This window comes from Calidifontibacter indicus (genome assembly GCF_003386865.1).
Classification (GTDB): domain Bacteria; phylum Actinomycetota; class Actinomycetes; order Actinomycetales; family Dermatophilaceae; genus Yimella; species Yimella indica.
Genome location: NZ_QTUA01000001.1, coordinates 2681306 through 2707824, shown reverse-complemented (window position 1 = coordinate 2707824; position 26519 = coordinate 2681306). Strand labels below are relative to the sequence as shown.

Here is a 26519-nt window from a genome sequence, read left to right as displayed (position 1 = left end):
CTGCGCGCGTCCCGACCCGCGCAGATCTCGATAACCCGCGCATCCGTCACCGAGGCGAAAACTGCTGCTGTCCAGGACGCTTCGGAGCGCTTCAGGGTGTCGCGTAGCGCTCGAGCTGCGCCGCCGCCGCACCGCCGATCGCGGCAACCCCCGATTCGCCGGGACCGTCGGCGGCGAGCACGACAACCACACGGCCGTTCGGCGACCTCCCCGAGGCCGGTGCAAACCAGGTGCCGGCGCGCACGCTGTCGAGGGCGCCGCTCTTGAACCACACCGTCGACCACCCGGTCGGCCGGGTGAACCCGGGCGAGGGCACCGTCATCACCGACGCTGCACCTGTGGACCGCAGGGTGCGCACGCGGTCGGCGATCACCGCCCAGGCCCGGGCGATGTCTTCGGCACTGGCAACGTAACCGAGGCCGGCGCGCCAGGCGGGTGCACCGTGGAACGCGGCGGGGGATTTGGTGGCCGGCGAGATGAGCCGGGTGCGCTCGGCGGGGCTGGCTACCGCCCACTGCGACCGGGCACCCGCGGCCCCGGCGGAGTAGAGCAGCCAGAGGTCCTCACGCACGGTGAGGAACGGGGTCATCCGGTCCGGCGCGCAGTGCCCGGTCTCGCGTAGTGCGGTGGCCATCGCAGGTTGGCCGAGGGTGCGGATCAAAGCGCTGGTGGCGGTGTTGTCGGATTCCTGAAACATCAGGCGGGCCGCCTCGAACACCGTCACCCGGGCTCCGACGCCGCGTCCGGCGAGCGACCCGCTGCCAGCCGAGATGTCCTGGCTTCGAACGGTGATGGCGGTGTTCCACGTCAGTTTTCCGTCGCGCAGGGCGTCGAGCAGGGCCACCATCACGTAGAGCTTGGCAACCGACGCGATCGGGCGGAGGTCGGTCGAGCCGGTGCGGTGCACCACCCGCACCTGTCCGGACGGCGACACGACGGCCGCGAGCAACGCCACGATGCCGCCCGCCCGCCGCGCGCTCGCGTCGACCGCCGTCCATGCCTTCGGGTCGACGCCGTCGGCCGTGACCACCGGGGGTGACGCGTTGCTCGAGGTCGAGGTGGTGGTCGAGGAACTCGTGACGGACGCCGGAGAGGAAGCATCGGTCGGTGCGGGCGCCGGACTGCCGGTGCAGCCGGCCAATGCGACGGGGAGGGATGTCAGCGCGGACAGGACGGCGGCGCGGCGTGGCGCCGTAGGTCGCTTCATTCGTCGGCCTCCTCCCGCACGGCACCTTACTGGCCACATCGGGGTGCTACTGGGAAGTAGCATCGGGGTGCAGTTCGGCGCTGCCGAACTGCACGCCCGGCAGGAAGGACACCATGCCAGCCACTCGCAACACCACCACAAGTGGAGCAGGAGACACGCGGCGCGCAGCCGTCGCCGGTGAGGACGCCCGCGGCGTCATCGCCACGCTGTGCGACGCCCACGGCGCCGCGGCCACCAAGGTGTTCGGTAAAGCGCGCACCGTCTTCGGGCCGGTCACGACACCGGTCGAGTTGGCCCACGACCTGGTCGTGCGCAGCACCTACAACACGTTGGGCGCCGCCCTCGATGCGACCGGCGCGATCGTGCGACCGGCCGCCGACACCATCGCCCAGCAGACTCCGAGCCGCGTCGTGCGCAAGCGTGCCGTCTCGGTGGCCGCGTTCGTGCAGGGGTTCACCGGCGACCGACTCGCCGACATCGACCTGCCGATCTCCTACCCGATGACCCTGCGCCGCTCGGGCTACGACGTGCCGGTGACCAAGGCCGGTCTGGCCAACGCCTACCCCGATGCGGCGTCGAACATCGTGGTGTTCGTGCACGGGTTCGTCGGCACCGAGCAGATGTGGAAACGGCGCGCCAGTCGCGACGACGAAGGTCGGCGGCTGTCCTACGGTCGCCGACTGGAAGCGCACGGTGACTGGTCGGCACTGTGGATGCGCTACAACACCGGCCAACGCGTCTCGACCAACGGACGCGATCTGGGCCGGTTGCTCGCCCGACTCGTGGCACGGTGGCCGGTGCCGGTCGACCGGGTGGTGCTCGTCGGGCACTCGATGGGCGGCCTCGTCGTGCACAGTTCGCTGCTGCAGGCCGCCCCGGGCGCGCCCTGGGCGGGCCTGGTGACCGACACGATCACCCTCGGCACGCCGTACCACGGTGCGTTGTTGGAGAAGGGGGTCAACCTCGTCGCCGGCCGGCTGACCGAACACACCGCCACCCGCTGGGCAGGCGATCTGCTGCGCTTCCGCAGCCAGGGCATCAAGGACCTGCGGCACGGCAATCTCGTCGAGGCCGACTGGAAGGGCTACGACCCCGACGACCCGCACGACCATCGCTCCAGCGAACGACGCCATCACCACCCGATCCGGCACCTCGCGGTCGTCGGGATGATCGCGCCGCAGCCGAAGGCGTGGTGGGGACGACCGTTCGGCGACGGCATGGTGTCGCGCTCGTCGGCCGCCGGCCTGGGTGGCGACACGTGGGCGGTCGAGTACGTCGGCGGCGTCAACCACCTCGATCTGCTCAACGATCCCCGGGTGTTCAACGTGATCGCCCGGCGTCTTGAGGTGGAGCCGCTGCCGACCGCGGCCGCCAACCACTAACCTCGCGTCATGGCCGGCGCTGCTTTCTTCGACCTCGACCGGACGCTTCTGCGGAAGGCGTCCGGTCCCGCTCTGTCCCGTGCGATGCGTGAGAGCGGGGTGGTCAGCTCGAAGTTGCCGGGGGAGTCGGTGCTCTTCTGGTGGATGAACGCGTTCGGCGAGACGCTGGGTTCGATCGCGCTGGCGCGCCAGGCCGTGTTGGTCGCGGCCGGCAAACCCGGCGGCGCGTTCGACGACGCGGCGCGCCGGGCGGCGCAGTCGCTGGTCGACCAGATCGGTCCGTTCGCCAAGATCCTCATCGCGCAGCACCACGAGGCCGGGCGCAAGGTGGTGATGGCGACGACCACACCGCACCACCTCATCAAGCCGCTCGCCGACGCGCTCGGGTTCGACGACGTGATCGCCACCCGCTACCAGGTGGGCGACGACGGGTTGTACAACGGCAAGCAGGACGGCCGGTTCGTGTGGTCGTGGGGCAAGCTGGCGAGTGTCAAGGAGTGGGCGCGCGAGCACGACATCGACCTGTCCGAATCGTTCGCGTACTCCGACTCCATCTACGACGTGCCGCTGCTCGGCGCGGTCGGCAACCCGGGCGCGGTGAACCCCGACCCGCGGCTGCTCGTGGTGGCGATCGCGAAGCGGTGGCCGATCCTGTCGTTCGAGGCACCGCCCGGCACGCTCACCTTCCCGGTGGTCAACCTCGAGGCCCGGCGGTTGGCGATGATGCTGACGCGGCCCGAGACCTTCCCTTACGTCCGGTTCGAGATCAACGGTCTGGAGAACATCCCCGCTGAGGGCGCGGCCATTCTGGCCGGCAACCACCGCAGTTACTTCGACATGGCCACGATGGCGGTGGTGATGGGGCGCACCGGCCGCGGGGCAAGCTTCCTCGCCAAACGCGAACTGTTCGACGTGCCCTTGCTCGGCCCGGTGCTTCGGATGCTCGGTGGGGTGCGGGTCGACCGCGACAAGCGTGACCCCGACGCGGCCGACCCGCTCGAGGAGGCCGCGGTGGCGCTCGCCGGCGGCGACCTCGTGGGCGTCATGCCGCAGGGCACCATCCCGCGCGGACTCGACTTCTTCTCCGACACGCTCGAGGGTTACCCGGGCACCGCCCGGTTGGCGGCGATGTCGAAGGCGCCGGTCATCCCGTTCGCGGTGAGCGGCACCGAAGTGGTCTGGCCGCGGTCGTCGTCGACCCCGAACGTGTTGAGCTTCCGCAACCCGCCCAAGATCACCGTCAACATCGGCACGCCGGTCGACCTCGCCTACGACTCCGAGGAAGCCGACACCGAGCGGATCATGGCGGCCATCTCGCGGATCCTTCCCGACGACGCCAAGGGTCTGAAGGCGACGAGCATCGACCAGGTCGCCTCGACCTACCCGGGCGGACGGATCCCGCAGCAGGATCTGCCCGACATCGAGCGGGCGATCGCGGCGAACACCGCCAAGGGGCGCAAGGCGACAGCCAAGAAGGCAACCGCGAAGGCCCCGGCGAAGAAGGCGACCGCCAAGAAGACGACCGCCAAGAAGACGACCGCCAAGAAGACGACCGCCAAGAAGACGGCTGCGAAGACCCCGGCGAAGAAGACGACCGCCAAGAGGACGGCTGCGAACACCCCGGCGAAGAAGACGACCACCAAGAAGACATCGACCAGAAAGACCACCGGAGACGCCTCGTGACCGACGCAGCTGACCTCGGCTTCGCCCCGTCCGACCCGGCCTTCATCGCCGATCCCTACCCGGTGCTCGCCGGGTTGCGGGACGCCGGACGTGCCATCCCGTACGCCGAGCGCGGCGTCGTGCTGCTGCCGCGGTTCGCCGACGTGCACGCGGCCCTGCGCAACCGATCGCTCGGGAGAAGCTTCGAACACCGTTACACCCCAGCTGAATTCGGACGTCCGGGGTTGGCTGACCTGGAGCAGGAGTTCCCGCGGTTCGTCGAGTCGGAGCGGTGGTCGCTGCTCAACCTCGAGCCGCCGGACCACACCCGGATCCGCCGGTTGGTGACGAAGGTGTTCACGGCCAAGGCGGTGCGCGACTTCGAGCCCCGCATCGGCGAGTTGGCCGACGCGGCCCTCGGTGCGGTGCTCCAGCGGCCGTCGACCGATGTCGTCGCCGAGCTCGCGCAACCGTTCTCGATCTCGGTCATCTGCGAGTTGCTGGGCGTGCCCCAACAGCATGGCCCCGACCTGCTGCGCTGGTCGCACGCGATCGTCAAGATGTACGAGATCGCACCCACCGATCAGCAGCGGGCCGACGCGGAGCAGGCGGCGGGGGAGTTCGTCGATTTCGTCCGCGAGCTCATCGACGACCGGCGGGCACACCCCGGCACCGACCTGGTGTCGGAGCTGGTGCAGGTGGCCGACGACGGCGACCGGCTCAGTGTCGACGAGATCGTCTGTACCGTGATCGTGCTGCTGAACGCCGGCCACGAGGCCACGGTCAACACCCTCGGCAACGGCCTCAACGCATTGCTGCAGCGGCCGGACGAGTGGCGTCGGGTGACCGGTGGTGAGGTGGAGCCGACCGTGGTCGTCGAGGAGATGCTGCGTTTCGACCCGCCTTTGCAGATGTTTGAGCGTTGGGTGCTCGAACCGGTCGAGATCGCCGGTCGCACCTTCGAGGTGGGGGAGCGGATCGCGATGCTGTTCGGTTCGGCCAACCGAGACCCGGAGCGGTTCCCCGGCGCCGACACCTTCGATGCCGCGCGTGGGGAGAGCACCCACATCGGCTTCGGCGCGGGCGTGCACTTCTGTATCGGCGCACCGCTGGCTCGTGCCGAACTGTCGGCGATGATCACCCGCATCGCCCGGCAGGCCCCCGAGGTACGGCTGATCGAGCGCCCGACCTACCACCCGACGTTCGTGATCCGCGGGTTCGAGCGGGTCGACGTCGACTTCGGCCGGGCGCCCGCATCACGGACCTGAGCGGGGCCGCTCGCGGCGCACTGTCACAATGGCCCGCGTGAAGGCACTGTTGTTGGAGAACATCCACCCGCTGGCCGAAGCGCTGCTGCGCGACTCCGGGATGGAGGTCGTGACGCACGCCGGTGCGATGGACGAGGACGAACTGATCGAGGCGCTCAAGGGCGTCGACCTGCTCGGCATCCGGTCGAAGACCGAGGTGACCGCCAAGGTGATCGAGTCGGCCGACAGCCTGCAGGCGATCGGTGCCTTCTGCATCGGCACCAACCAGATCGACAAGCACGCCGCGGCCCGCCGCGGCATCGTCGCGTTCAACGCGCCGTTCTCCAACACCCGCAGCGTCGTCGAACTCGCCATTGCCGAGATCATCGTGATGGCCCGCCGGCTCACCGAGAAGGACACCGCGCTGCACGCCGGGGTCTGGGACAAGAACGCCAAGGGCAGCCACGAGATCCGCGGTCGCCGCCTCGGCATCGTCGGTTACGGCAACATCGGCAGCCAGTTGTCGGTCGTGGCCGAGATGCTCGGCCTGCAGGTCTACTTCTACGACACCGACGACAAGCTGGCACTCGGCAACGCCAAGCGCTGCGACTCGCTGGACGAACTGCTGGAGATCGCCGAGGTCGTCACGCTGCACGTCGACGGTCGCGACGGCAATGCGGGCTTCTTCGGTGCCGAGCAGTTCGCCAAGATGCGGCCGCGGTCACTGTTCCTCAACCTGTCCCGCGGCTTCGTGGTCGACTACGACGCGCTGCGCGAGCAGTTGCAGGCCGGTCACATCGCCGGCGCATCGGTCGACGTCTTCCCGGTCGAGCCGAAGGCGCGAGGCGACCGGTTCGAGTCGCCGCTGCAGGGCATCCCCAACGTCGTGCTCACCCCGCACATCGGCGGTTCGACCGAGGAAGCCCAGGAGGACATCGGCCGGTTCGTGGCGACCAAGCTGCGCGACTTCGTCGAGCGCGGCACGACGACGCTCAACGTCAACCTGCCGGCGCTCACCCTCGAGGGGCACCCGGGCGACCGCCGCATCCTGCACTTCCACCAAAACACCCCCGGTGTGCTGGCCACCGTCAACGGCATCCTCGCCGGAGCCGGCGTCAACATCGAGGGCCAGTTGCTCGGCACGCTGGGCCACACCGGATATGTGGTCACCGACGTCCGTGACCTGCCAGAGGCCGCCGTCGCGGAACTGCGCGCGCTGCCGGAGACCATCCGACTGCGGGTGATCTGACACCGATCCGACGCGGATCCGACACCGATCCGGCCTCGGCCCGACACCCATCCCGCATCTGGGCAAATCGGTGGGAACCGATCGGGCCGCAGCGGGGTCGGAGGAACGAACATGCGACGGAAGGTACGGGCCCACTTCATACCGACCGGAGCGATTCGAGCCGCAACCGAAGCGATGCACCACGTCATGCCGTCGTTAGGATGCGCACCGATACAGGAACGCCGGGCGTGTTGCACGGGGGAACACGAAATTCAGGAGGAAACCACATGAACACCATGCGTCAGCGCACTCTTGCCGCGGCGGTCGTCGCCGTCGCGACGCTCGGTCTGACCGGCTGCCAGGACAGCGCACCGCCGGTCGCCAAGAGCACCGCCAGCAGCACCTCAAGCACCGACGGTGGTTCGAGCAGCGCATCGAGCTCCACCAGCTCCGACACCCCGAGCCCCACCGAGTCGAGCTCGTCGTCGAGCGAGTCGAGCACTAGCTCGTCCTCGTCGACCGGCGGCGCGGTCACCCAGAGTTCGCAGGCGGGGGCCTGCAACAACACCAGCTCCTACTTCATCGTCAAGGGCGGCAACACCAAGGTTGCGAAGTACGGCGCTACCCAGTCGGTGCAGGGTGACACCGGCAACGCGACGCTCGACCTCACGGTCTCCAAGGGCGAGGCCAAGGACGGTGGTTCGGACTACCCGTACGACGCCGACACCCAGGCTCTGGTCTTCGACGTGAAGTTCAAGCGCACCAGCTCGGACGGCTTCTACGTCGCGACCCCGCTGGCGTTCTCGCTCGTCGACGAGAGCGGCCGCAACTGCGCCCGCGCGTCGAGCGGCTCGAACAACGTGGTGCTCGGTAAGGACATGATCGATGTCGAGTCGATCAACGACGACAAGACCGAGTACGGCGGCAAGGTCGTCTTCGTGGTGCCGAAGAACAAGGACTACAGCAAGTACACCTTCCTGTGGAACGGCGACTACAAGGGCGGCACCGAGGCCGGCTACGGCTGGCAGGGCTGACGCCCGATCGTCCACGGACCGGAATGATCGGCCCGCTCCCGTCGTTCGGGAGTGTGGCCGATCATTCGTGTGTCGGCCATGAACTCGCGGCTGAATCCGCGAGTTGACCCCGTGACCTGCCCCAGGAGGCGGCCATAACCACCGAACCCACCACCGCACCCACAGGTCCCGTGCTCTCCGCGGGTGATGAGGAGCGCCGCCGCGGCCTGCGCCGGATGCGCGCCGTGGCGTTGGGGCTGCTCGTCTTCGCGGCGGTCGTCTTCGTGGTCACCCACGGGCGGGACGGCGTGTGGGGCTATGTGAACGCGGCCTCCGAGGCCGCGATGGTCGGTGCCGTCGCCGACTGGTTCGCCGTGACCGCGTTGTTCCGGCACCCGCTCGGGCTCCCGATCCCGCACACCGCGATCATCCCCAAGCGCAAGGACTCCATCGCGACCAGCCTGGAGGACTTCGTCACCGAGAACTTCCTCACCGAGGAGAACGTGCGCACCCGGCTCGACAGCGCACAGGTGCCCCGGCGGCTCGGGGTGTGGTTGCAGCAGCCGGGCAACGCCGAGCGGGTGGTCGCCGAGGCGTCCCCGGCCCTGGCCAAGGCCGTCGCGTCGATCAAGGACGACGAGGTGCGGCACCTGCTCGACAGCATCCTGTTGCCCCGTCTCGGCCGCGAACCGGTGGGCCCGCTCGCCGGTCACCTGCTCGAAGGCATCGTCGAGGACGGTTCCCATCGCGGACTGGTCGACATCGGGGTGCGCGAACTGCACGACTGGGCGCTGGCCAACGAGGCGACGATCACGGCGCTGCTCGGGCAGCGGGCGCCGTGGTGGTCGCCGAAGTGGCTCGACGACACCGTGACCGCGCGGGTGCACGTCGAGATCGTGAAGTGGCTCGCCGATGTGCGCGACAACCCGCACCACTCGGCCCGCGTCGCGCTCGACAACCTGCTCGCCACGCTGGCCGACGACCTGCAGCACGACGATGACACGATCGCCAAGGCCGAGGCGCTCAAGGAGCGCTTCCTCACCCACCCGTCCGTCGGCAACTCGTTGGTGTCGCTGTGGGGTTCGGTGCGACGGGCCGTCATCGACGCCCTCGACGATCCGGACGGTGAACTGCGCGCCCGCTTGGTGGTGGCGCTGCGCGACCTCGGCGCCCGCGTCGAGAGCGACGACGAACTGCGCGCCTCGCTCGACCGCCGCCTGGGGGAGACCGTCGGCTACGTCGTGCGCACCTACGGCCGGGAACTGTCGACGGTCATCTCGCAGACCATCGACCGGTGGGACGGCAACGAGGCCGCCCAGCGGATCGAGTTGCACGTCGGACGCGACCTTCAGTTCATTCGCATCAACGGCACGATCGTCGGCGGCCTCGTCGGCCTGCTCATCTACAGCCTGAGTCAGCTGCTCTAGGGGTCGGAAGTTTGTTTGCGAGGGGTGGGGGCCGGGCGGAGGCCCCGGAGCCGCGAGATTACTTCGCCGCGATGAAGCCCAGGTCGAGGTCGGCGAGGATGTCGTCGATGTGCTCGATGCCGACGGCCAGTCGCACCAGGCCGGGCGTGACGCCGGCGGCGAGACGGTCCTCGTCGCTGCCCTGGCTGTGCGTGGTCGAGGCCGGGTGGATCACCAGCGAGCGCACGTCACCGATGTTCGCGACGTGCGAGTGCAACTGCAGCGCCTCGACGAACTTCTTGCCCGCCTCCACGCCGCCCTTGATCTCGAACGAGACGACCGCGCCCGACCCCTGCGGCGTGTACTTCTGCGCCAGGTCGTAGTACTCGTTGTCCGGCAGCGACGCCCACACCACGCGCTCCACCTGGTCGTGCCCGAGGAGGTAGTCGGCGACCTTGCGGGTGTTCTCCAGGTGGCGTTCGATCCGCAGGCTCAGGGTCTCGATGCCCTGGGCGATGAGGAACGCGTTGAACGGCGAAACCGACGCACCGAGGTCGCGCAGCAACTGCACGCGGGCCTTGAGGATGAACGCGAGGTTGGCGCCGAGCGGGCTGCCGACACCGAGGTCGCGGGCGTAGACGAGACCGTGGTAGCTCTCCTCCGGGGTGTTGTAGTTGGGGAAGCGCTCCGGGTCCTTGCCGAAGTCGAAGTTGCCGGAGTCGACGATGACGCCGGCGATCGAGGTGCCGTGACCGCCGAGGTACTTGGTGGCGGAGTGCACGACGATGTCGGCGCCGTGCTCGATCGGGCGCAGCACGTACGGCGTGGCGATCGTGTTGTCGACGACCAGCGGCACGCCGGCCTCGTGGGCCACCTTCGCGATCGCCTCGATGTCGAGGATCTCCGCCTTCGGGTTCGACACGGTCTCGGCGAAGAACAGCTTGGTGTTCGGGCGCACCGCGGCACGCCACTGCTCGGGGTCCTTCGCATCGTCGACGAAGGTCACGTCGATGCCGTACTTCGGCAGCGTGAACTTCAGCAGGTTGAACGTGCCGCCGTAGAGCGCCGGGCTGGCCACGATGTGCGACCCGGCCTCGGCGATGTTGAGGATCGCGAGGGTCTCGGCGGCCTGACCGGACGCCACCAGCAGGGCGCCCACACCGCCTTCGAGGCTGGCGATGCGCTGCTCGACGGCGTCGGTCGTCGGGTTCATCAAACGCGTGTAGATGTTGCCGAACTCGCTCAGCGCGAAGAGGTTCTTCGCGTGCTCGGTGTCCTTGAAGACGTACGAGGTGGTCTGGTAGATCGGCAGCGCGCGGGCGCCGGTGGTCTCGTCGACCACCTGGCCGGCGTGGATCTGCCGGGTCTCGAACGACCAGCCGGCACGCGGGTCCTGCGGGGTCTGCTCGGCGGTCTGATCGGTGCTCTGCTGTGACTGGGTGGTCTGCTCGTCGCTCACGGGCGTCTCCTCCTGGTGCAAGGGTGCAGGCGGATGACCGCCTGCGGCGGCGCGACCTCTTCGCGTCCGCGCTTGCCGAGATGATCTGCACCTCGGCCAGGTCTTCACCCGGGGCACCCCACCGCGGCGGAGGGTTGCCGGCCAGCGAGCCGGGGCTTCGCGCTGACACTCATGACCTATCGCGATTGTAGGCCGACGACTGTCCGAACCCTGAAGTGTCGTCTCCCCATTCGGACACGCCGATGGGTGCCGGAAATTCGGTTGCGGCACCCGCCGGCCGGTGGGCACCCTGGAGCCACACCGCACGCTCCGCGACGAAGGGGCGTGCCCGTTCGAAGGAGGAGACCGATGACTGTCGCCGTCCTGCGCGCCTGCCGCGCCCAGCGCTTCACCACCCTTCCTCGAACGGAGAACCCGTCGTGTCGAACGACCCGCTCAACCTCACCCCGACCGTCCACGCACTCGAACTGCCGGACTTCCTGACCCCGAACGACCTGGACGAAGGTCAGCGCTGGTCGACCTGGAGCAGCATCGAGCGCCTGCAACGCGGCCCGCAGCCGCGCCCCGACTGGGTCGTGACCCAGGACGAATCCATCGACACCGAACTCGGTGTGCTGAAGACCGGCAAGGAAGCCGACGTCTTCGTCATCGAGCGCGCCGCCCTGCCGACAGCCGGCGGCGCACCGGTCAAACGGGCGGTGATGGCCGCCAAGCGCTACCGCGACGCCGAGCACCGCTCGTTCCGTCGCCACGCCGGCTACACCGAAGGCCGCCGGATCAAGGACTCCCGCGAGGCCCGCGCGGTCGCGACGAAGACCCGGTTCGGCCGTCAGGTCGCCACCGGGGTCTGGGCCCAGGCCGAATGGTCGGCACTCGTCGACCTCTGGACCAGCGGCGTGCCCGTGCCCTACCCGGTGCAGATCGACGACCGCGAGATCCTGATGGAGCTCGTCGTCGACGCCGACGGCTCGCCGGCGCCCCGACTCGCGGCCACGCGTCCGTCGCGTGATCAACTCACGCAGTGGTACGACCAGCTGAGATCGGCGCTGATCGTGCTGTGCGGCAAGGGAATCGTGCACGGTGACCTGTCGGCCTACAACATCCTTGCCGGACGCGACGGCATCGTGCTCATCGATCTGCCCCAAGTGCTCGACCTCATCGCCAACCCCAACGGCACCGACTTCCTGCACCGCGACTGCGTCAACGTGTGCACCTGGTTCAGTTCGAAGGGGCTGGAGCGTGACGGCGACGAGTTGTTCGCAGAACTGCTGGCGTACGCCTTCTGAGGCGCGGGGTGAGAGACTGGGGCGATTCGTATGACGACCGACCAGAACGCCACGCCCGCAGACCGCCGATCAACTCAACCCGGTCAACCCGGCCAACCCGGTCGATCCCACCGTCGAGGAAGGTCGCGCCGCCCGGCGTCCGCGCAGCGCCGTCCGGCGGGTCTCACCCCGCAGCAGATCGAACACCGCCGTTCGATCGTGCCGACGGTGACCTATCCCGACCTGCCGGTGGTCGCCGCGAAGGACGAGATCGCCGAGGCGATCCGCGACCACCAGGTGGTCGTCATCGCCGGCGAGACCGGCTCGGGCAAGACCACGCAGCTGCCGAAGATCTGCCTCGAACTCGGCCGCGGGGTGAACGGGGTCATCGGCCACACCCAGCCGCGCCGACTCGCCGCCCGCTCGGTCGCCGAGCGGATCGCCGAAGAACTCGACACCCCGCTCGGCGAGGCCGTCGGCTACCAGGTGCGGTTCACCGACACCTCCAGCGCCGACACCCTCGTGAAGGTGATGACCGACGGCATCCTGCTGTCGGGGCTGCAGCGCGACCGGATGCTCAGTCAGTACGACACCCTGATCATCGACGAGGCCCACGAGCGGTCGCTCAACATCGACTTCATCCTCGGCTACCTCAAGCAGCTGCTGCCGAAGCGCCCCGACCTCAAGGTGATCATCACCTCGGCCACCATCGACCCCGGACGCTTCGCGGAACACTTTGCGACACAGGGCAACCCGGTGCCGATCATCGAGGTCTCCGGGCGCACCTACCCGGTGGAGGTGCGCTACCGGCCGCTGGTGCGCGAGGTGCCCGGCAAGGGCGCCGATGCCGCGCCGACCCTCGTCGACGTCGACCAGGTCGCCGGCATCGTCGATGCCGTCGAAGAACTGTGGAGCGAGCCCGACTCGGACACCGGGCCGAAGGACATCCTGGTGTTCTGCTCGGGGGAGCGGGAGATCCGCGACGCCGTCGACGCGCTCGAAGGCATGAAGCTGCCGAACACCCAGGTGGTGCCGCTGTTCGGCCGGTTGTCGGCCGCGGAACAGCATCGGGTGTTCTCCCGCCACGACGGACGCCGCATCGTCGTCTCCACGAACGTCGCCGAGACCTCGCTCACCGTGCCGGGCATCCGCTACGTCATCGACACCGGCACCGCCCGCATCTCCCGGTACAGCCAGCGCACCAAGGTGCAGCGACTGCCGATCGAACCGATCTCGCAGGCCAGCGCGCGACAGCGTTCGGGGCGATGCGGGCGCCTCGCCGACGGCATCGCCATCCGGCTCTACTCCGAGGACGACTTCGAGCAGCGTCCGGAGTTCACCGACCCGGAGATCCTGCGCACCAACCTGGCATCGGTCATCCTCGCGATGATCTCGCTCGGGCTCGGCGACATCGCCCGGTTCCCGTTCGTTGAGCCGCCGGACAGTCGGCAGGTGGCCGACGGCCTGCGGCTGCTGGAGGAGCTCAACGCCGTCGAGACGGACGGCGCCCGTCGCCGGCTCACCGCCGACGGGCGCGCGATCGCCACCCTGCCGGTCGACCCGCGCCTCGCCCGGATGATCGTCGAGGCCGCGCGCAACGGGTCGCTGCGTGAGGTGCTCCCGATCGTCGCGGCGCTGTCGATCCAGGACCCCCGTGAGCGACCGGCCGACGCCAAGGCGCAGGCCGACCAGCAGCACGCGCGGTTCAAGCACGACAGCAGCGACTTCCTCACCGTGCTCAACCTGTGGAACTACCTACGTGACCAGCAGAAAGCGTTGTCCGGCAGCGCTTTTCGGCGCATGTGCAAGAGCGAATACCTGCACTACCTGCGGGTGCGGGAGTGGCAGGACCTCCACGGACAGCTGCGCCAGATCTGCAAGCAGCTGAAGCTGACGCCGAGCGACAACCCGGCCGCCGACGACACCGTGCACCGGGCGCTGTTGACCGGTCTGTTGTCGCACATCGGGCTGCGCGACCGCGACTCGCGCGACTACCTCGGGGCGCGCCAGGCACGATTCGCGATCCAGCCCGGGTCGGTCCTCTTCCGGGCGCAACCCGACTGGGTGATGGCCGGCGAACTCGTCGAGACCAGCCGGTTGTGGGCTCGCACCAACGCCCGCATCGACCCCGCCTGGGTGGAGGTCGCCGGACAGCACCTGCTCAAGCGCAGCTACTCCGATCCGCGCTGGGAGAAGAAGCAGGCCCAGGCGATCTGCAGCGAACGGGTGACGCTCTACGGGGTGCCACTCGCCGCGGGGCGCCCGGTGTCGTTCGGCCGGGTCGATCGCGAGTACGCGCGGGAACTGTTCATCCGACACGCACTGGTCGAGGGGGAGTGGCAGACCCACCACCGCTTCCTGCGCGACAACCGTGCGCTCCTGCGCGAAGTGGGCGAACTCGAGGAGCGCACCCGCCGCCGCGACCTCGTGGTCGACGACGACGTGCTGTTCGACTTCTACGACGAGCGACTCCCGGACGACATCGTCTCCGGTGCGCACTTCGACCGCTGGTGGAAGGGGGTCGGTCGACAGACCCCCAAGCTGCTGACCTTCACCCGTGAACTGCTGCTCACCGACGACGCCGCCGACCTCGACGTCTCGCAGTTCCCCAAGACCTGGCGACAGGGCGATCTCGCACTGCGCCTCAGTTACCAGTTCAACCCCGGGTCGGACGCCGACGGAGTCACCGTCCACCTGCCGGTGGAGCAGCTGAACCAGGTGCACGACGTCGGCTTCGACTGGCTGGTGCCGGGAGTGCGCGAGGAGTTGGTGACCGCGCTGCTGAAGTCGCTTCCGAAGGCCACCCGAAAACACTTCGTGCCGACACCGAACCATGCGAAAGCAGCTGTGGCACAGCTGGACCCGTCCGACGGACGCGACCTGGTGGACGCGCTCGCCGACGTGCTGTTCGCGCGGTCGGGGGTGCGGGTCGGGCACGACGAGTGGGACTGGTCGCGCGTGCCCGACCACCTGCGGATGACCTTCCGGGTGGAGGGCAAGGGCGGGCGGAAGCTGGCCGAGGGCAAAGACCTGTCTGTGCTGCAGCAACAGCTGCAGGGGTCGGTGCGGCAGGCGATGTCGAGCGTTGGAGCCGCGTTGGAGCGCAAGGGAATTCGCTCCTGGGGTGACCTTCAGCTGCAGGACCGCATCGAGCAGAAGAACGGCGGCCGCACCGTCGTCGGTTACCCGGCGCTGGTCGATCAGGGCGACTCGGTCGCGGTGCAGGTGCTGCCCGATCCGTCCGAACGCGACCACGCGACCCATTTCGGGGTGCGGCGGCTGGTGTTGCTCAATACCGACGTGCCGTGGAACCGCATCCTCGGGCTGCTCGACAACCGGCAGAAACTGGCCCTCGGCAACCACCCGCACGAGAGCCGAGAGGCGCTGCACCAGGACATCCTCGCCGCGGCCGTCGACGCGATCATCGCGCGAGAACTGCCCGGCGGACGCGTCCGCGACCCGCAGCAGTACGAGCGCGCGTTGCACGTCGTGAAGCAGCAGGTCGTGCCCGAAGTGATCAAGGTGGTCGACCTCGTCGGGCCGGTGCTCGACCTCGCCCGGCAGGTGCGGCTCGTGCTCGACCGGATGACCGCCCCGTCGGTGGCCGGTCTGCGTGCCGAGCTGGAGAAGCAGTACGGCGACCTGATCCACCCCGGCTTCGTGGCGGACACCGGTGCCGACCGGTTGCCTCGGTTGGCTGTCTACCTGCGCGCGATGCTCGAACGGGCGCAGAAGGCACCCGGCGACCTGGCTCGCGACGAGCAGCGCCAGGACGACGTCGACCACGTGCGCACCGAACTCGACAAGCTGCTCGCCGGCCTGCCCGCCGGGCGCCGCACCGACCCCGACGTCGTCGCGCTGCGCTGGATGATCGAGGAGCTGCGGGTGAGCCTGTTCGCGCAGAAGCTCGGCACCGCCGGTCCGGTCTCGATCAAGCGGATCTTCAAGGCGATGGACGAGGTGGAGGACGCCACCGCCTGAGCCCGACGCGGGTGCCGGATAAATTGGCCGCATGGCGACCTTGTTCACGAAGATCATCGACGGCGACATCCCGGGTCACTTCGTCTGGAAGGACGACCTGTGCGTCGCCTTCCTGGTGATCGACCCGCTCACCGACGGGCACACGATCGTGGTGCCGCGCGAAGAGATCGACCACTGGCTCGACGCGTCCCCCGAACTGTTCGACCACCTCACCGCCGTGGCGCGCGCGGTCGGGCAGGCGCAGCAGGCCGAATGGGACAGCAAGCGGGTCGGACTGCTGGTGCAGGGCTTCGAGGTGCCCCACCTGCACGTGCACGTGTGGCCGGTGAACGAGATCGCCGACTTCGACCTGCGCCATGTCACCCGCGGCGAAGACCAGGGCGTGCTCAAGGCCAACGCCGACCGGCTGCGGGCGCGACTGCGTGACCAGGGGCACGGCGAGAACGTCCCCGACTGACGTCGCACCGGGAATGACCTTCGCGGCGCGCGCGTTGATCATCGGCAGAGACCTTGACCATGCTTGATTGCCAGGAGTGACCCGATATGCGGGACCCGTTGGAACTGATCCGTTTCGAGTCGGACGCCCACGCCAGTGAGCTCGGCGCCCGCACGATGGTCGTCGCCCTCGGCGGCCTGGTCGACGCCGGCAACACCCAGCGTCTGCTCGTGCAGCACCTGCTCGCCAACAGCAACCCGGTCGTCGTCGCGTCGTTCGACATCGACCAGTTGCTCGACTACCGCGGTCGGCGTCCGCTGATGACCTTCGACCGCGACCGGCTCACCTCCTACGAGGACCCGTCGCTGAACCTCTACCGACTCACCGACGACGAGGGCACGCCGTTCCTGCTGCTCGCCGGACCCGAGCCCGATTACCAGTGGGAGCGCGTCTGCGAGGCCGTGCTGTTCCTCACCCGCCGGCTCGGCGTGCAGATGGTGATCAGTGCCCACGGCATCCCGATGGCCGTGCCCCACACGCGTCCGGTGGGCATGACCCGGTACGCCACCGACCACTCGCTCATCCCCGAGAACGAGCCGGTGTTCGGCACCGTGCAGATCCCGGGCAGCCTCGAGCAGCTCCTGCACTTCCGCCTCGGCGAACACGGTGTCGACGCCGTCGCATTCGCCGTGCACGTGCCCCATTACCTCGCCGCGATGGACTTCGGCGACTCCGCCGTCGCCGCGCTCGACGCTATCGTCGGGGTGAGCGGGCTGTCTCTTCCGGTGAGCGAGTTGGCGATGCAGGCCGAACTGCATCGTCGCGAGATCAGCCGCCAGATCGAGGCCAACCCGGAGATCCGCGACGTCGTGCACGGCATCGAGCAGCAGTTCGACGCCTTCCAGGAAGGTCGCCAGCGGCAGAACCTGCTCGCCACCGAACTCGCCGAACTCCCCAGCGCCGAGGAGATCGGTGCCGAACTCGAGGAGTTCCTGCGCACCGAGGGCGGCGAGGAGTAGACCTACCCCTTCGCCTCACTCCACCGGTGGAAGGCACCGGTGTCGGAGACAAAACGCACCGGAGCGCCGCCCGACCAACGTCGGGCGGCGTTCTGCAATGCGGAGTCGACCGCTTCCACGGCTGCGTCCGCCGCCTCCCGGGGCACGTGCACGAGCAGTTCGTCGTGCAGACACAGCACGATGCGACCGCGCAGCGGCGCCACCTCGGCGCGCACGGTGAGCGCCCACGCCTTGAAGAACTCCGCCGCGGCGCCCTGCACGACGGCGTTGCGGGTGAACCGGCCGCGGCCGCGAGCCTGAGCGGTGGTGTCGTCGGGGCCGACGTGCACCGGCACCAGGCGTCCGCCGTAGGTGAGCACCGGCTCGCCGCGCTCGCCCGCCTCGGCGGCCGACCGCAGGAAAGCCATCGCGGTGGGGTAGGTGCGCTCGAGCCGGCCGAGCACCTGCCCGGCGGTGCCGCTGGTCTGGCCGTACATGGCGGCCAGCATCGCCACCTTCGCCGTCGGACGGTCGACCGACAGGTCGGTGGCGATCTCGGCGTAGAGGTCGTCCGACCGGGTCGCCTCGGCGAGGGCCGGGTCGCGCGACACGACGGCCAGCACCCGCGGCTCGATCTGCCCCAGATCGGCTCGCACCAGCACGTGGCCGGGCTCGGCGGCGATGCCTGGACGCAGCGGAGCCGGCAGGCTGTGCAGCCCCGAGCCGGCCGTCATCCGGCCCGCGCCGCCGTCCGAGGCATCCCACGCCCCGCGCAGTCGGTCGTCGGGCCCGACGAACTCCGCCAACCACGACCAGCCGTACGTCGTCGCGATCCGCTCCGCCTTGCGCCACGTCAGCAGCGCATCCACCAACGGTGACCCCGCGCGGTACGGCTCGAGATGCCAGGCGCGGGTGTCGTCGACGACCACACCGGCCTGCCGCAGCATCTCCCGGACGGCGCCCGGGTTGCGCAGATCGACCGGGCGCCCACCGGGCACCTGCCGCCAGACCAGTTCGTCGCGCACCCGCCGCGCCCGCACCGCGTCATCCTCGGTCTGCGGCCGCGCACCGGCCGACGCCGCGATCAACTCCTCGAGCACCGGTCGATCGACCGGCAAGCCGTCGAGCCCGAGTTCGACGCACAGCATCGCCGCACCCGACTCCGCGGTCGCCGCGGAGAAGGGTCCGCGGCGCTCGGCCAACCGGTCGTGCTGCCAGCAGGCGATGTCCAGCGCATGCCTGGCCCACAGGGCACGATGCTCCGTCGAGCGCAACCAGTCGGAGGTGCCGGCGGCGCGCGGCAGCGCCACGCCTGAGCGAACCTCATCGGGCTCAAGGGCCGCGAACAGATCAGGCAGACCCGCATCCGCTCGCGCAGCCGGGGCAGCCCGGGCCGCTTCGAGGCCTTGGCGCGCGGCCCAGATGGCGTGGTCGTCGTCGCGCGACCCGCCCATCACCAGACGGTGCACCGCTGCGAGATCCCACACCCGCGGCGGCGGCTGCCGCGCAATGAGCGGCACCATGGCAGCGGCCCGCCACCAGACGACGCGGCGGCCGTCGAGCAGCCCACTCGCGACTGCCTCGTCGACCGAGGCGAAGTCGACGGACACCGGCGCGGACGTCGGCTCGGACGAACGGTCGGTCACGACCGTGCACCGTCCGTCGGGGGAGAGCACGACAGCAGACAACGAACCCCGCAGCGGATGCTGCGGGGTCGCTGTCTGATCGTGGTCGGTCAGTGCTGACCGTCCCGCGGAGGCTCCCAGCCGGACTGACCCTGCTGACCACCCTGCTGACCGGGCTGCTGAGCCTGGGTCGGCGCGTCGTCACCGGCGGCACCGGCGGCACGTATGTCGTCGCGGTTCACGGCCTGCGTCGCGGCGTCGGAGACGTCACCACCCTGCTGACCCGACTGCTGACCCGACTGGCCGTAGCCGCCCTGCTGGGGCTGCTGGCCGTAGCCGCCCTGCTGCGGTTGCTGGCCGTAGCCCTGCTGGCCGTAACCACCCTGCTGGTGCTGTTGACCGTAGCCCTGCTGGCCGTAACCGCCCTGCTGCGGCTGCTGACCATAGCCCTGGCCCTGCTGGCCGTAACCACCCTGCTGGGGCTGCTGGCCGTAGCCCTGCTGACCGTAGCCCTGCTGGCCGTAACCACCCTGCTGCGGCTGCTGACCATAGCCCTGGCCCTGCTGGCCGTAGTTCTGGTTGCCCTGGGCGGGGGTGTGCGAGCCGGACGAAACCCCGTACGAACCCGGGGTGCCGTAGCCGTCGCTGTAACCCTGGCCGTACTGGTAACCGGAGTTGTCGTAGCCGCTGTTCTGGTTGTTCGAGGCGGCCTTCTTGCCGCGCATGAACATCAGCACGGTGCCGATGATGCCGCCGAGCAGGAGCAACAGGCCGACGATCAGCACCGGGGTGCGCCAACCGCCACCGATCTTGTCGGCGCGGTTGCCGGCGAACAGGTCGCCCTTGGTGTTGGCGCAGCTGGTTGCATATTCAGCCTTGGCGAGACCGTCGGGGGAGCGACCGATCTCCCAGTACTTCTTGCCTTCGGCTTCCACCGAGAAGTCGGCGGACGGCTGGTCGAACGACGTGGTCTTGCCGTTGTTGACGACCGAGCAGCTCGCGGCGGCCCGGTCGCTCTGGTCGGTGCTGTAGACCGAGAAGCCACTGTCGCTCGCGTTCACGAGGTCGCCGTTGGAAAGGCCCGCGAGGTTCACCTTCGGACTGAACAGCATGCTGACCAGCAACAGGATCAGACCGAGCACAGCCGCAGCGGCCGGGACGGCCAGGAGCGCATTCTTGTTGCCGGAAGAGTTGGACATGGCAGACAAACTACTTCATCCGGTTCGTTCGTCCAGGCGCACGTCGCCGGTGGAGGCACGGTTTTCTGAGCGAAACCTGAAGCTCACCCGACGGTGACCGGCAGCCGCACCTTGGACCACAACGCCCGCAGGCCGTTCAACCGCAGCTCGGAGACCGTGCCCGACAGGTTCAGTCGATCGACCAGATCGGCCGGCAGATCACGCACCTCGTCGACCGGTCGGGTGTCGAGCACCGGCACGACGAGCCCGGCGAACCCGCGCACGACCAGCGCGCTCGGTGGCGCGGTGACCGCCAGCAGATAGCGGTCGCCGTCGACCCGCGCGGCCCACGACACCGGCGACTGGCACTCGGGCAGGCGCTGCAGTTCGCCGGCTTCGCCGTTCGGCGCCGGCAACTCGTCGCCGAACTCGACCAACCACTCAAGGCGCTGCCTGGGCGGGATGGACTCGGCCTCCTCCAGGAGTTCCTCGAGACATTCGCGCGCGGTCTGCATCCGTCCATCATCACCCGCACGGGTGCCGGTGCGGGAATCGCCGGTCGGCGCGGGCGGGAAGTGCGCTCGGCGGGCAGTTCGGCTGTCATGATGTGCCGCATGTTCGGAATCGGTCGTGACAAGAAGGACAAGAACCTCCCGGTGAAACTCGACAGCGGCCCACTCGGCTCGACCGCCCTCGGTCTCGCCGAGCGGATCATGCAGGTCGGCATCGACGGCAAGGGCAGCTTCCACTCCGCGGAACAGATCGCGGCGAAAGCGCTGCAGGAGAGCAAGGGAGACCGCGAGAAGGCGGTCAAGGAGATCATCTCCGACACCCGTCGCCTCGCCGCTGCAAACGGGTTCGTCACCGGGCTCGGCGGGTTCGTCACTATGGCCGTGGCGCTGCCGGCCAATGTCGCAGGGTTCTATCTGATCTCCACCCGGATGGTCGCCGCGGTCGCCAAGGTGCGCGGCTACGACCTGCGTGACCCCGCCCTGCGCTCGGCGATCCTGCTCACCCTCGTCGGCGCCGACGCCGACGACATCCTCAACAAGGCCGGCGTCGTGTCCACCGGACGGTTGGCCAACCTCGCCACCCAGCAACTCCCGCCGCCGGTGATGATGGTCGTCAACAAGGCCGTCGGATTCCGGCTCATCGGCCAGGTCGGCGAGAAGGCGACCACCCGGCTCGGCAAGGCGATCCCGTTCGCCGGCGGTTTCGTCGGTGCCGGCATCGACAGCTGGATGCTGCACAAGGTGGCCGACAACGCGCGCAACCAGTTCCCGGCGCGGTGAGCCGGTAGCCGTCCACACCCTGCTCCTTCGGCCGGTTCGATCCACAGCCGGGATGAAGCCGTCCCCGCACGGGGTGCGCATGCGCTGAGGTCGGCCCATGAGACCGACTCGATCGCTGCGCGGCCAGGGCGAACTGCTGGCGCATGTGCCCTATCAACTGGGCATCACCCCGACCGACAGTGTGGTGGTCGTCGGCTTCGACGAAGCGCACACGATCGTCGTCACGCTGCGGCTCGACCCGCCGGGCAGCGACCAGAAGTCGGCGGTCGCGGCACTGTTCGCGCAGGGCCGTCTCAGCCGGCTCGCGCACGCGACGCTGATCGTCACCGGACCGGACGAGCAGGTGCTCACCGGCGCCCTCGTGGTGCGAGATGCTCTGGAGGTCAACGGAATTGCCGTGGGTCACGTGCACTCCGTCGACTATCGCGAGCGCACCTGGCAGACCGAACGCTGCGACTGTGGCCAATGCCCCCAGGGCGCGGAGCGGTTACCCGAGGCACACGGCATCGGCGCGGTGCTGGACGCGGCCGTGCGCGGCATCGACCCGTCGGTGACCCGCGCACAGCTGGAACAGGGGTGTCGACCGACGCCTGCGGAGGAGGAGATCGCGCTGCTCGTCGGTCGCCACCGAACGACGCCGCTCGAGGCGGCCGTCCGCGAATGTGCGCTGGCCGAACTGGTCGACCCGGGTGCCGCGCTGCCGACCGATCCGCTGACGCTGGCGGCCGCGACGCAGGCCGTCCAGCAGGTCGGCGTGCGCGACGGCCTCCTGCACTGGGTGCGTCCCGACACCTTCCCGCCGCCCACCGGCCGTGACCGGCTGCTGGGTCGCGACGGCCCACCGTCGCCGCCGGCTCACGTGCGCCCCGCGATCGTGGCCCGGCTCGTCCGCTGGGCCTGCCGGGTGCCCGACCAGGACGCGGTGCCGATCTGGGCGTGCGTCGCGGCGCTCGAATGGGCTCGCGGTGGCGGCCCGCTGGCCACCATCGCGCTCGAAGCGGCGTTGGACGCCGACCCGGACTACCCGCTGGCGAACCTGGTGTACGAATGCCTCATGTTCGGGGTGCTGCCGACACCGTGCGACCCGCCCGCGGCGTGAGCTCGGCGTGAGCGCGGGCGTGAGGGCAGACGAGCACTCACCTCCGGGGCCGGACTCAGCCGGACCGGGATCGGGCCGGGGATGTCGAGGCGCACGCCGGCCAGCCGGGTGCCGGGCATCGGTTCGTGTTGCTCCATCGCACGTGACAGCAGGGCGGCCGGCGGTCCGGCGTGCTGCGACTGCGCACTCCACGGACCCGCCGTTGCCGGCAGCGACTCGAAGGTGGACTCGTCGATCTGGCGTTAGAAGGAAGCCACGGGCCGATGGTAACCAGCGGTCGGCGACCGCCCTCGTCCGTATGGGGAACAGCCGGTTCTCGTGCCGGGGCGGCTGCGGTATCGTCCAAACGGTCAAGAGTCCCAGCGACAAGCCCCGGCTTGCTGGGCGGCAACCCTCCACCGCGTGGGGTGCCCCGGGTGAGGACAAGGTCGCCGACCCCATCGGTCGTGCGGCAAGCGCGGGGCCTGCTCGGCCCCCTGATCGGGAGAGGCGATGAGCAGCATCCAGACCACCGGCACCCCCACCGGCACACCCACGGTCGACGACGACCCGTTCGCCAACGCGGCGCTACGCCGGTTCGACGCCGGTCGCATCGCGCTTGAGTCGGGCCGGGCGATCGACGATGTGGTCGTCGGCTATCAGACCTGGGGCACCCTCAACCGGGACGCGAGCAACGCGATCCTCGTCGAACACGCGCTCACCGGCGACGCCCACGTGGTGGGGGAGAAGGGCGCCGGACAACCGACCGCAGGGTGGTGGCCGGGGGTGATCGGTCCCGGCCGACCGCTCGACACCGACCGCTACTTCGTCGTCGCCGCCAACGTGCTCGGCGGGTGTCGTGGCACCACGGGACCGTCGTCGACCGCTCCCGACGGTCGGCCGTGGGGCTCCCGATTCCCGCAGGTCAGCATCCGCGACCAGGTGCGACTGGAGGCGGCGCTCGCCGATCACCTCGGGGTGCCGAGTTGGCGGCTCGTGCTGGGCGGGTCGATGGGTGGGATGCGCGCCCTCGAGTGGCTCGGCAGCTACCCCGACCGGTGCGAGGCGGTGCTCGCCATCGCCACCACCGCCTGCGCGACCGCCGACCAGATCGCCTGGGGCCAGGCCCAGGTGCTGGCCATCACGTCAGACCCGGATTGGGCCGGCGGCGACTACCACCCCGGCGAGGGGCCGCGCGCGGGCCTCGGGATCGCGCGCCGGATCGCGCACACGACGTACCGCTCGGCGCAGGAACTCCAGGACCGTTTCGGCGTCGACGCGCAGGCGAGCGAGAACCCGCTCGACGGCGGCCGGTTCGCCGTCGAGAGCTACCTCGACCACCAGGCCGGCAAACTGGTCAACCGCTTCGACGCGGCCAGTTACGTGCATCTCACCCGCGCGATGGCCACCCACGACATCGGTCGCGGACGCGGGGGAGCAGCCGCGGTCATCGCCCGCTACCCGGGCCGACTGCACGTCGCGGCCGTCGACTCCGACCGGCTGTTCCCGCCGCACCTGTCCCACGACATGGCGGCGGCGGCCGGCGAACGGGTGCAACTGATCCGATCGGCCAGCGGCCACGACGGCTTCCTCATCGAGACCGACCAGATCGAAGCCATTGTCCGATCGGCGTTGGTCGAGGTCGAGCACCGCCGGGTGCTGCAGGTCGGGTAGCGTCACCGATGGTGCCGATCTTGCCGATGTCGCCGGACGTCGGCCCGGAGTTTCTGGAGGTCTGATGACGATCGTGGTGGCGCTGTTGGCGAGCCCGGAAGGCGAGGCCGCCTTCGCAGAAGCCGTGCGGGTCGGCGCCGTCGAGAACGTGCCGGTCACGGTCGTGCCGCTCGATGAGTCCGCCGCCGCACGCGCACAGGAACTCGTCGGTGCTCTGGCCCCTGATGCCGCCACGCCGAGCGTCGACGAACCGTTGCGCGGCACAGACTTGGTCGAGGCCTTCCTCGAGCGGGCCGAGCAACTGTCGGCGAGCCTGATCGTGATCGGCCTGCGCAAACGGTCGACCGTCGGCAAACTGATCCTCGGATCGAACGCCCAGCGAATCCTGCTCGATGCCCCAGTGCCCGTGCTCACGGTGAAACCTGCCGACGACCGGCGGTGATCCGCCGATCTCCTTGGGATGCAAGGAAATCGAGCGCGCCGATCGGCTGATGCACGGCGCCGCCGCGGGGTCGGAGAATGCCGCCGATTCGGTTCCGGTCGTGGCGTAGTTTTATAATGGTGATTAAGTACGCGCCGCCTTCGGGCACGAACCGAAGAGTGACCGCGAATTGCTTGCAATCCCTACTGGTGAGCCGCCCCTGGCGGTGTGTCGTGCTGCCCAGGCAGCACGATGCGCACCCCGCTCCGATTGGAAGGTAGTCCGTGACTTCCGTGTCGAAATCCGCTGAGGCGAAAGCGCTTCCGGCTGAGTTCTCCCACCCCGCCCTGCAGCAGCTGCTGGAGAAGGGCGCGGCAAACGGTTCCGTCGACGGCAACGACGTGAAGGCTGCGCTCGAGCAGGCTTCGCTCGAGCCGCGTCGGATGAAGGCGGTGCTGAAGGCGCTCGACTCCCAGGGCATCACCGTCGAGGTCGCGGCCCCGGAGCCGGTCAAGAAGACGGCCGCGAAGCGGGCGACCAAGAAGACCGCGGCGAAGACCACCACGACCCGCACCGCCGCCAAGAAGGCGGCGTCCGCCGACGACGACGCACAGGCCCCGGCCAAGAAGACCGCGGCGAAGGCTGCGACGAAGAAGGCTGCCGCCAAGACCGTCGCGTCCGCCGAGCAGGAGCAGGACGAGCAGGCTCCGGCCGCCAAGAAGGCCGCCGCGAAGAAGGCACCCGCCAAGAAGACCGCCACCAAGAAGACCGCCGCGAAGAAGACGGCTGCCAAGGCCGGCGACGACACCGGGGCTGACACCGCGTCCGACGAGCCCGACGAGACCCAGCTCGACGACGCCGACGTCGAGGTCGTCGACCTCGCCGCCGCGACGGCTGACACCGACGCCGACACCGACGGTGACGACGAGGGCGAGGAGAAGGCGGCCAAGCCCGCCGAGGAGTCCGAGGGTGGCGCGTTCGTCATCCGTCAGGACGACGAGGACGACGCTCCGGCCCAGCAGGTGGTCACCGCCGGCGCGACTGCCGACCCGGTCAAGGACTACCTGAAGCAGATCGGCAAGGTCGCCCTGCTCAACGCCGAGCAGGAGGTCGAGCTCGCAAAGCGCATCGAGGCCGGCCTGTTCGCCGAGGAGAAGCTGAACTCCGGCGACAAGATCGACATGACGCTCAAGCGTGAGCTGTGGTGGATCGCCCAGGACGGCAAGAAGGCGAAGAACCACCTGCTCGAGGCCAACCTGCGTCTGGTGGTCTCGCTCGCCAAGCGCTACACCGGCCGCGGCATGCTCTTCCTCGACCTGATCCAGGAAGGCAACCTCGGTCTGATCCGCGCGGTCGAGAAGTTCGACTACACCAAGGGTTACAAGTTCTCGACGTACGCCACCTGGTGGATCCGCCAGGCGATCACCCGTGCGATGGCCGACCAGGCACGCACCATCCGCATCCCGGTGCACATGGTCGAGGTCATCAACAAGCTGGCCCGTGTGCAGCGCCAGATGCTGCAGGACCTCGGTCGCGAACCCACCCCGGAGGAGCTCGCCAAGGAGCTCGACATGACCCCGGAGAAGGTCGTCGAGGTGCAGAAGTACGGTCGCGAGCCGATCTCGCTGCACACCCCGCTCGGCGAAGACGGCGACTCCGAGTTCGGTGACCTCATCGAGGACTCCGAGGCCGTCGTCCCCGCCGACGCTGTGAGCTTCACGCTGCTGCAGGAGCAGTTGCACAGCGTGCTCGACACGCTGTCCGAGCGCGAGGCCGGCGTCGTCTCGATGCGCTTCGGTCTGACCGACGGTCAGCCGAAGACGCTGGACGAGATCGGCAAGGTCTACGGCGTAACCCGTGAGCGGATCCGTCAGATCGAGTCCAAGACGATGAGCAAGCTGCGCCACCCGTCGCGTTCCCAGGTGCTTCGGGACTACCTGGACTGATCGCCGCAACGATTGCGAAGG

Annotated in this window: 21 protein-coding genes and 2 riboswitches; of the genes, 15 read left to right on the top strand and 6 right to left on the bottom strand. The window is 69.3% G+C overall.

Going from position 1 to position 26519, the window contains the following annotated elements; all coding sequences use genetic code 11:
- Positions 1–91: 91 nt before the first annotated feature.
- Entirely contained in the window at positions 92–1207 is a 1116-nt protein-coding gene (locus DFJ65_RS12880) for a serine hydrolase (RefSeq protein ID WP_170144089.1), read from the bottom strand.
- Between the two features lie 113 nt (positions 1208–1320).
- On the opposite strand from DFJ65_RS12880, the gene DFJ65_RS12875 reads away from it, so the two are divergent.
- The 6 genes from DFJ65_RS12875 to DFJ65_RS12850 all read left to right on the top strand — a co-directional run bounded on the left by DFJ65_RS12875 (position 1321) and on the right by DFJ65_RS12850 (position 9166).
- Positions 1321–2589 (top strand): esterase/lipase family protein, encoded by a 1269-nt coding sequence (locus tag DFJ65_RS12875; RefSeq protein WP_115923356.1) that lies wholly within the window; start codon positions 1321–1323, stop codon positions 2587–2589.
- A gap of 9 nt (positions 2590–2598) precedes the next feature.
- Complete coding sequence (locus DFJ65_RS12870; protein ID WP_211308438.1) at positions 2599–4272, top strand: HAD-IB family hydrolase; 1674 nt, start codon at positions 2599–2601, stop codon at positions 4270–4272.
- Positions 4269–5519, top strand: a complete 1251-nt coding sequence (locus DFJ65_RS12865) for a cytochrome P450 (RefSeq protein WP_115923355.1) — start codon at positions 4269–4271, stop codon at positions 5517–5519. Before DFJ65_RS12870 ends, DFJ65_RS12865 begins: the two co-directional genes overlap by 4 nt.
- Positions 5520–5547: 28 nt before the next feature.
- The gene (serA, locus tag DFJ65_RS12860) at positions 5548–6747 is read left to right on the top strand and encodes a phosphoglycerate dehydrogenase (protein WP_115923354.1); all 1200 of its coding nucleotides are present in this window, start codon (positions 5548–5550) and stop codon (positions 6745–6747) included.
- 266 nt (positions 6748–7013) lie between these two features.
- Complete coding sequence (locus DFJ65_RS12855) at positions 7014–7760, top strand: DUF4352 domain-containing protein (protein ID WP_115923353.1); 747 nt, start codon at positions 7014–7016, stop codon at positions 7758–7760.
- A 170-nt stretch (positions 7761–7930) separates the two neighbouring features.
- A complete protein-coding gene (locus DFJ65_RS12850) occupies positions 7931–9166 on the top strand; it encodes a DUF445 domain-containing protein (RefSeq protein ID WP_342767519.1) in 1236 nt (411 codons plus the stop codon).
- A 58-nt stretch (positions 9167–9224) separates the two neighbouring features.
- Here DFJ65_RS12850 and DFJ65_RS12845 read toward each other — a convergent pair whose 3' ends face one another.
- On the bottom strand, positions 9225–10604 hold the full coding sequence (locus tag DFJ65_RS12845; RefSeq protein WP_115923352.1) for a bifunctional o-acetylhomoserine/o-acetylserine sulfhydrylase: 1380 nt from the start codon (positions 10602–10604) through the stop codon (positions 9225–9227).
- 63 nt (positions 10605–10667) lie between these two features.
- Positions 10668–10781, bottom strand: a riboswitch (SAM riboswitch).
- A 242-nt stretch (positions 10782–11023) separates the two neighbouring features.
- On the opposite strand from DFJ65_RS12845, the gene DFJ65_RS12840 reads away from it, so the two are divergent.
- From DFJ65_RS12840 to DFJ65_RS12825, 4 genes are all read left to right on the top strand, one after another.
- Complete coding sequence (locus tag DFJ65_RS12840; protein WP_245950241.1) at positions 11024–11890, top strand: serine protein kinase RIO; 867 nt, start codon at positions 11024–11026, stop codon at positions 11888–11890.
- Positions 11891–11920: 30 nt separating this feature from the next.
- Positions 11921–15850, top strand: a complete 3930-nt coding sequence (gene hrpA, locus DFJ65_RS12835; RefSeq protein ID WP_115923350.1) for an ATP-dependent RNA helicase HrpA — start codon at positions 11921–11923, stop codon at positions 15848–15850.
- A 31-nt stretch (positions 15851–15881) separates the two neighbouring features.
- Positions 15882–16307 (top strand): HIT family protein, encoded by a 426-nt coding sequence (locus tag DFJ65_RS12830; protein ID WP_115923349.1) that lies wholly within the window; start codon positions 15882–15884, stop codon positions 16305–16307.
- An 86-nt stretch (positions 16308–16393) separates the two neighbouring features.
- Positions 16394–17305 carry a PAC2 family protein gene (locus tag DFJ65_RS12825; protein WP_115923348.1) on the top strand — a complete coding sequence of 304 codons (912 nt, stop codon included), beginning with the start codon at positions 16394–16396 and terminating at the stop codon, positions 17303–17305.
- A 2-nt stretch (positions 17306–17307) separates the two neighbouring features.
- On the opposite strand, the gene DFJ65_RS12820 is transcribed toward DFJ65_RS12825, so the two are convergent.
- The 3 genes from DFJ65_RS12820 to DFJ65_RS12810 all read right to left on the bottom strand — a co-directional run bounded on the left by DFJ65_RS12820 (position 17308) and on the right by DFJ65_RS12810 (position 20602).
- A complete protein-coding gene (locus tag DFJ65_RS12820) occupies positions 17308–18930 on the bottom strand; it encodes a DNA polymerase (protein WP_245950238.1) in 1623 nt (540 codons plus the stop codon).
- Between the two features lie 89 nt (positions 18931–19019).
- Positions 19020–20108 carry a hypothetical protein gene (locus tag DFJ65_RS17845; protein ID WP_211308437.1) on the bottom strand — a complete coding sequence of 363 codons (1089 nt, stop codon included), beginning with the start codon at positions 20106–20108 and terminating at the stop codon, positions 19020–19022.
- Between the two features lie 83 nt (positions 20109–20191).
- Complete coding sequence (locus tag DFJ65_RS12810) at positions 20192–20602, bottom strand: SufE family protein (RefSeq protein WP_115923347.1); 411 nt, start codon at positions 20600–20602, stop codon at positions 20192–20194.
- Between the two features lie 99 nt (positions 20603–20701).
- On the opposite strand from DFJ65_RS12810, the gene DFJ65_RS12805 reads away from it, so the two are divergent.
- Positions 20702–21379 (top strand): EcsC family protein, encoded by a 678-nt coding sequence (locus DFJ65_RS12805; protein WP_115923346.1) that lies wholly within the window; start codon positions 20702–20704, stop codon positions 21377–21379.
- 97 nt (positions 21380–21476) lie between these two features.
- Complete coding sequence (locus DFJ65_RS12800; RefSeq protein WP_115923345.1) at positions 21477–22478, top strand: DUF4192 domain-containing protein; 1002 nt, start codon at positions 21477–21479, stop codon at positions 22476–22478.
- On the opposite strand, the gene DFJ65_RS18360 is transcribed toward DFJ65_RS12800, so the two are convergent.
- Positions 22400–22690, bottom strand: coding sequence for an acyl-CoA thioesterase domain-containing protein (locus DFJ65_RS18360; RefSeq protein ID WP_342767537.1), 291 nt, complete (start codon positions 22688–22690; stop codon positions 22400–22402). The two genes, DFJ65_RS12800 and DFJ65_RS18360, sit on opposite strands and share 79 nt — an antisense overlap.
- Positions 22691–22826: 136 nt before the next feature.
- Positions 22827–22942: riboswitch (SAM riboswitch) on the top strand.
- Positions 22943–22970: 28 nt separating this feature from the next.
- Between DFJ65_RS18360 and metX the strand changes: the two genes are divergently transcribed.
- The 3 genes from metX to DFJ65_RS12780 all read left to right on the top strand — a co-directional run bounded on the left by metX (position 22971) and on the right by DFJ65_RS12780 (position 26498).
- On the top strand, positions 22971–24131 hold the full coding sequence (gene metX / locus DFJ65_RS12790) for a homoserine O-acetyltransferase MetX (RefSeq protein ID WP_115923344.1): 1161 nt from the start codon (positions 22971–22973) through the stop codon (positions 24129–24131).
- Positions 24132–24195: 64 nt separating this feature from the next.
- Positions 24196–24573, top strand: coding sequence for a universal stress protein (locus tag DFJ65_RS12785; protein WP_115923343.1), 378 nt, complete (start codon positions 24196–24198; stop codon positions 24571–24573).
- Positions 24574–24845: 272 nt separating this feature from the next.
- Positions 24846–26498, top strand: a complete 1653-nt coding sequence (locus DFJ65_RS12780) for an RNA polymerase sigma factor (RefSeq protein WP_115923342.1) — start codon at positions 24846–24848, stop codon at positions 26496–26498.
- The last annotated feature ends 21 nt before the right edge of the window (positions 26499–26519 follow it).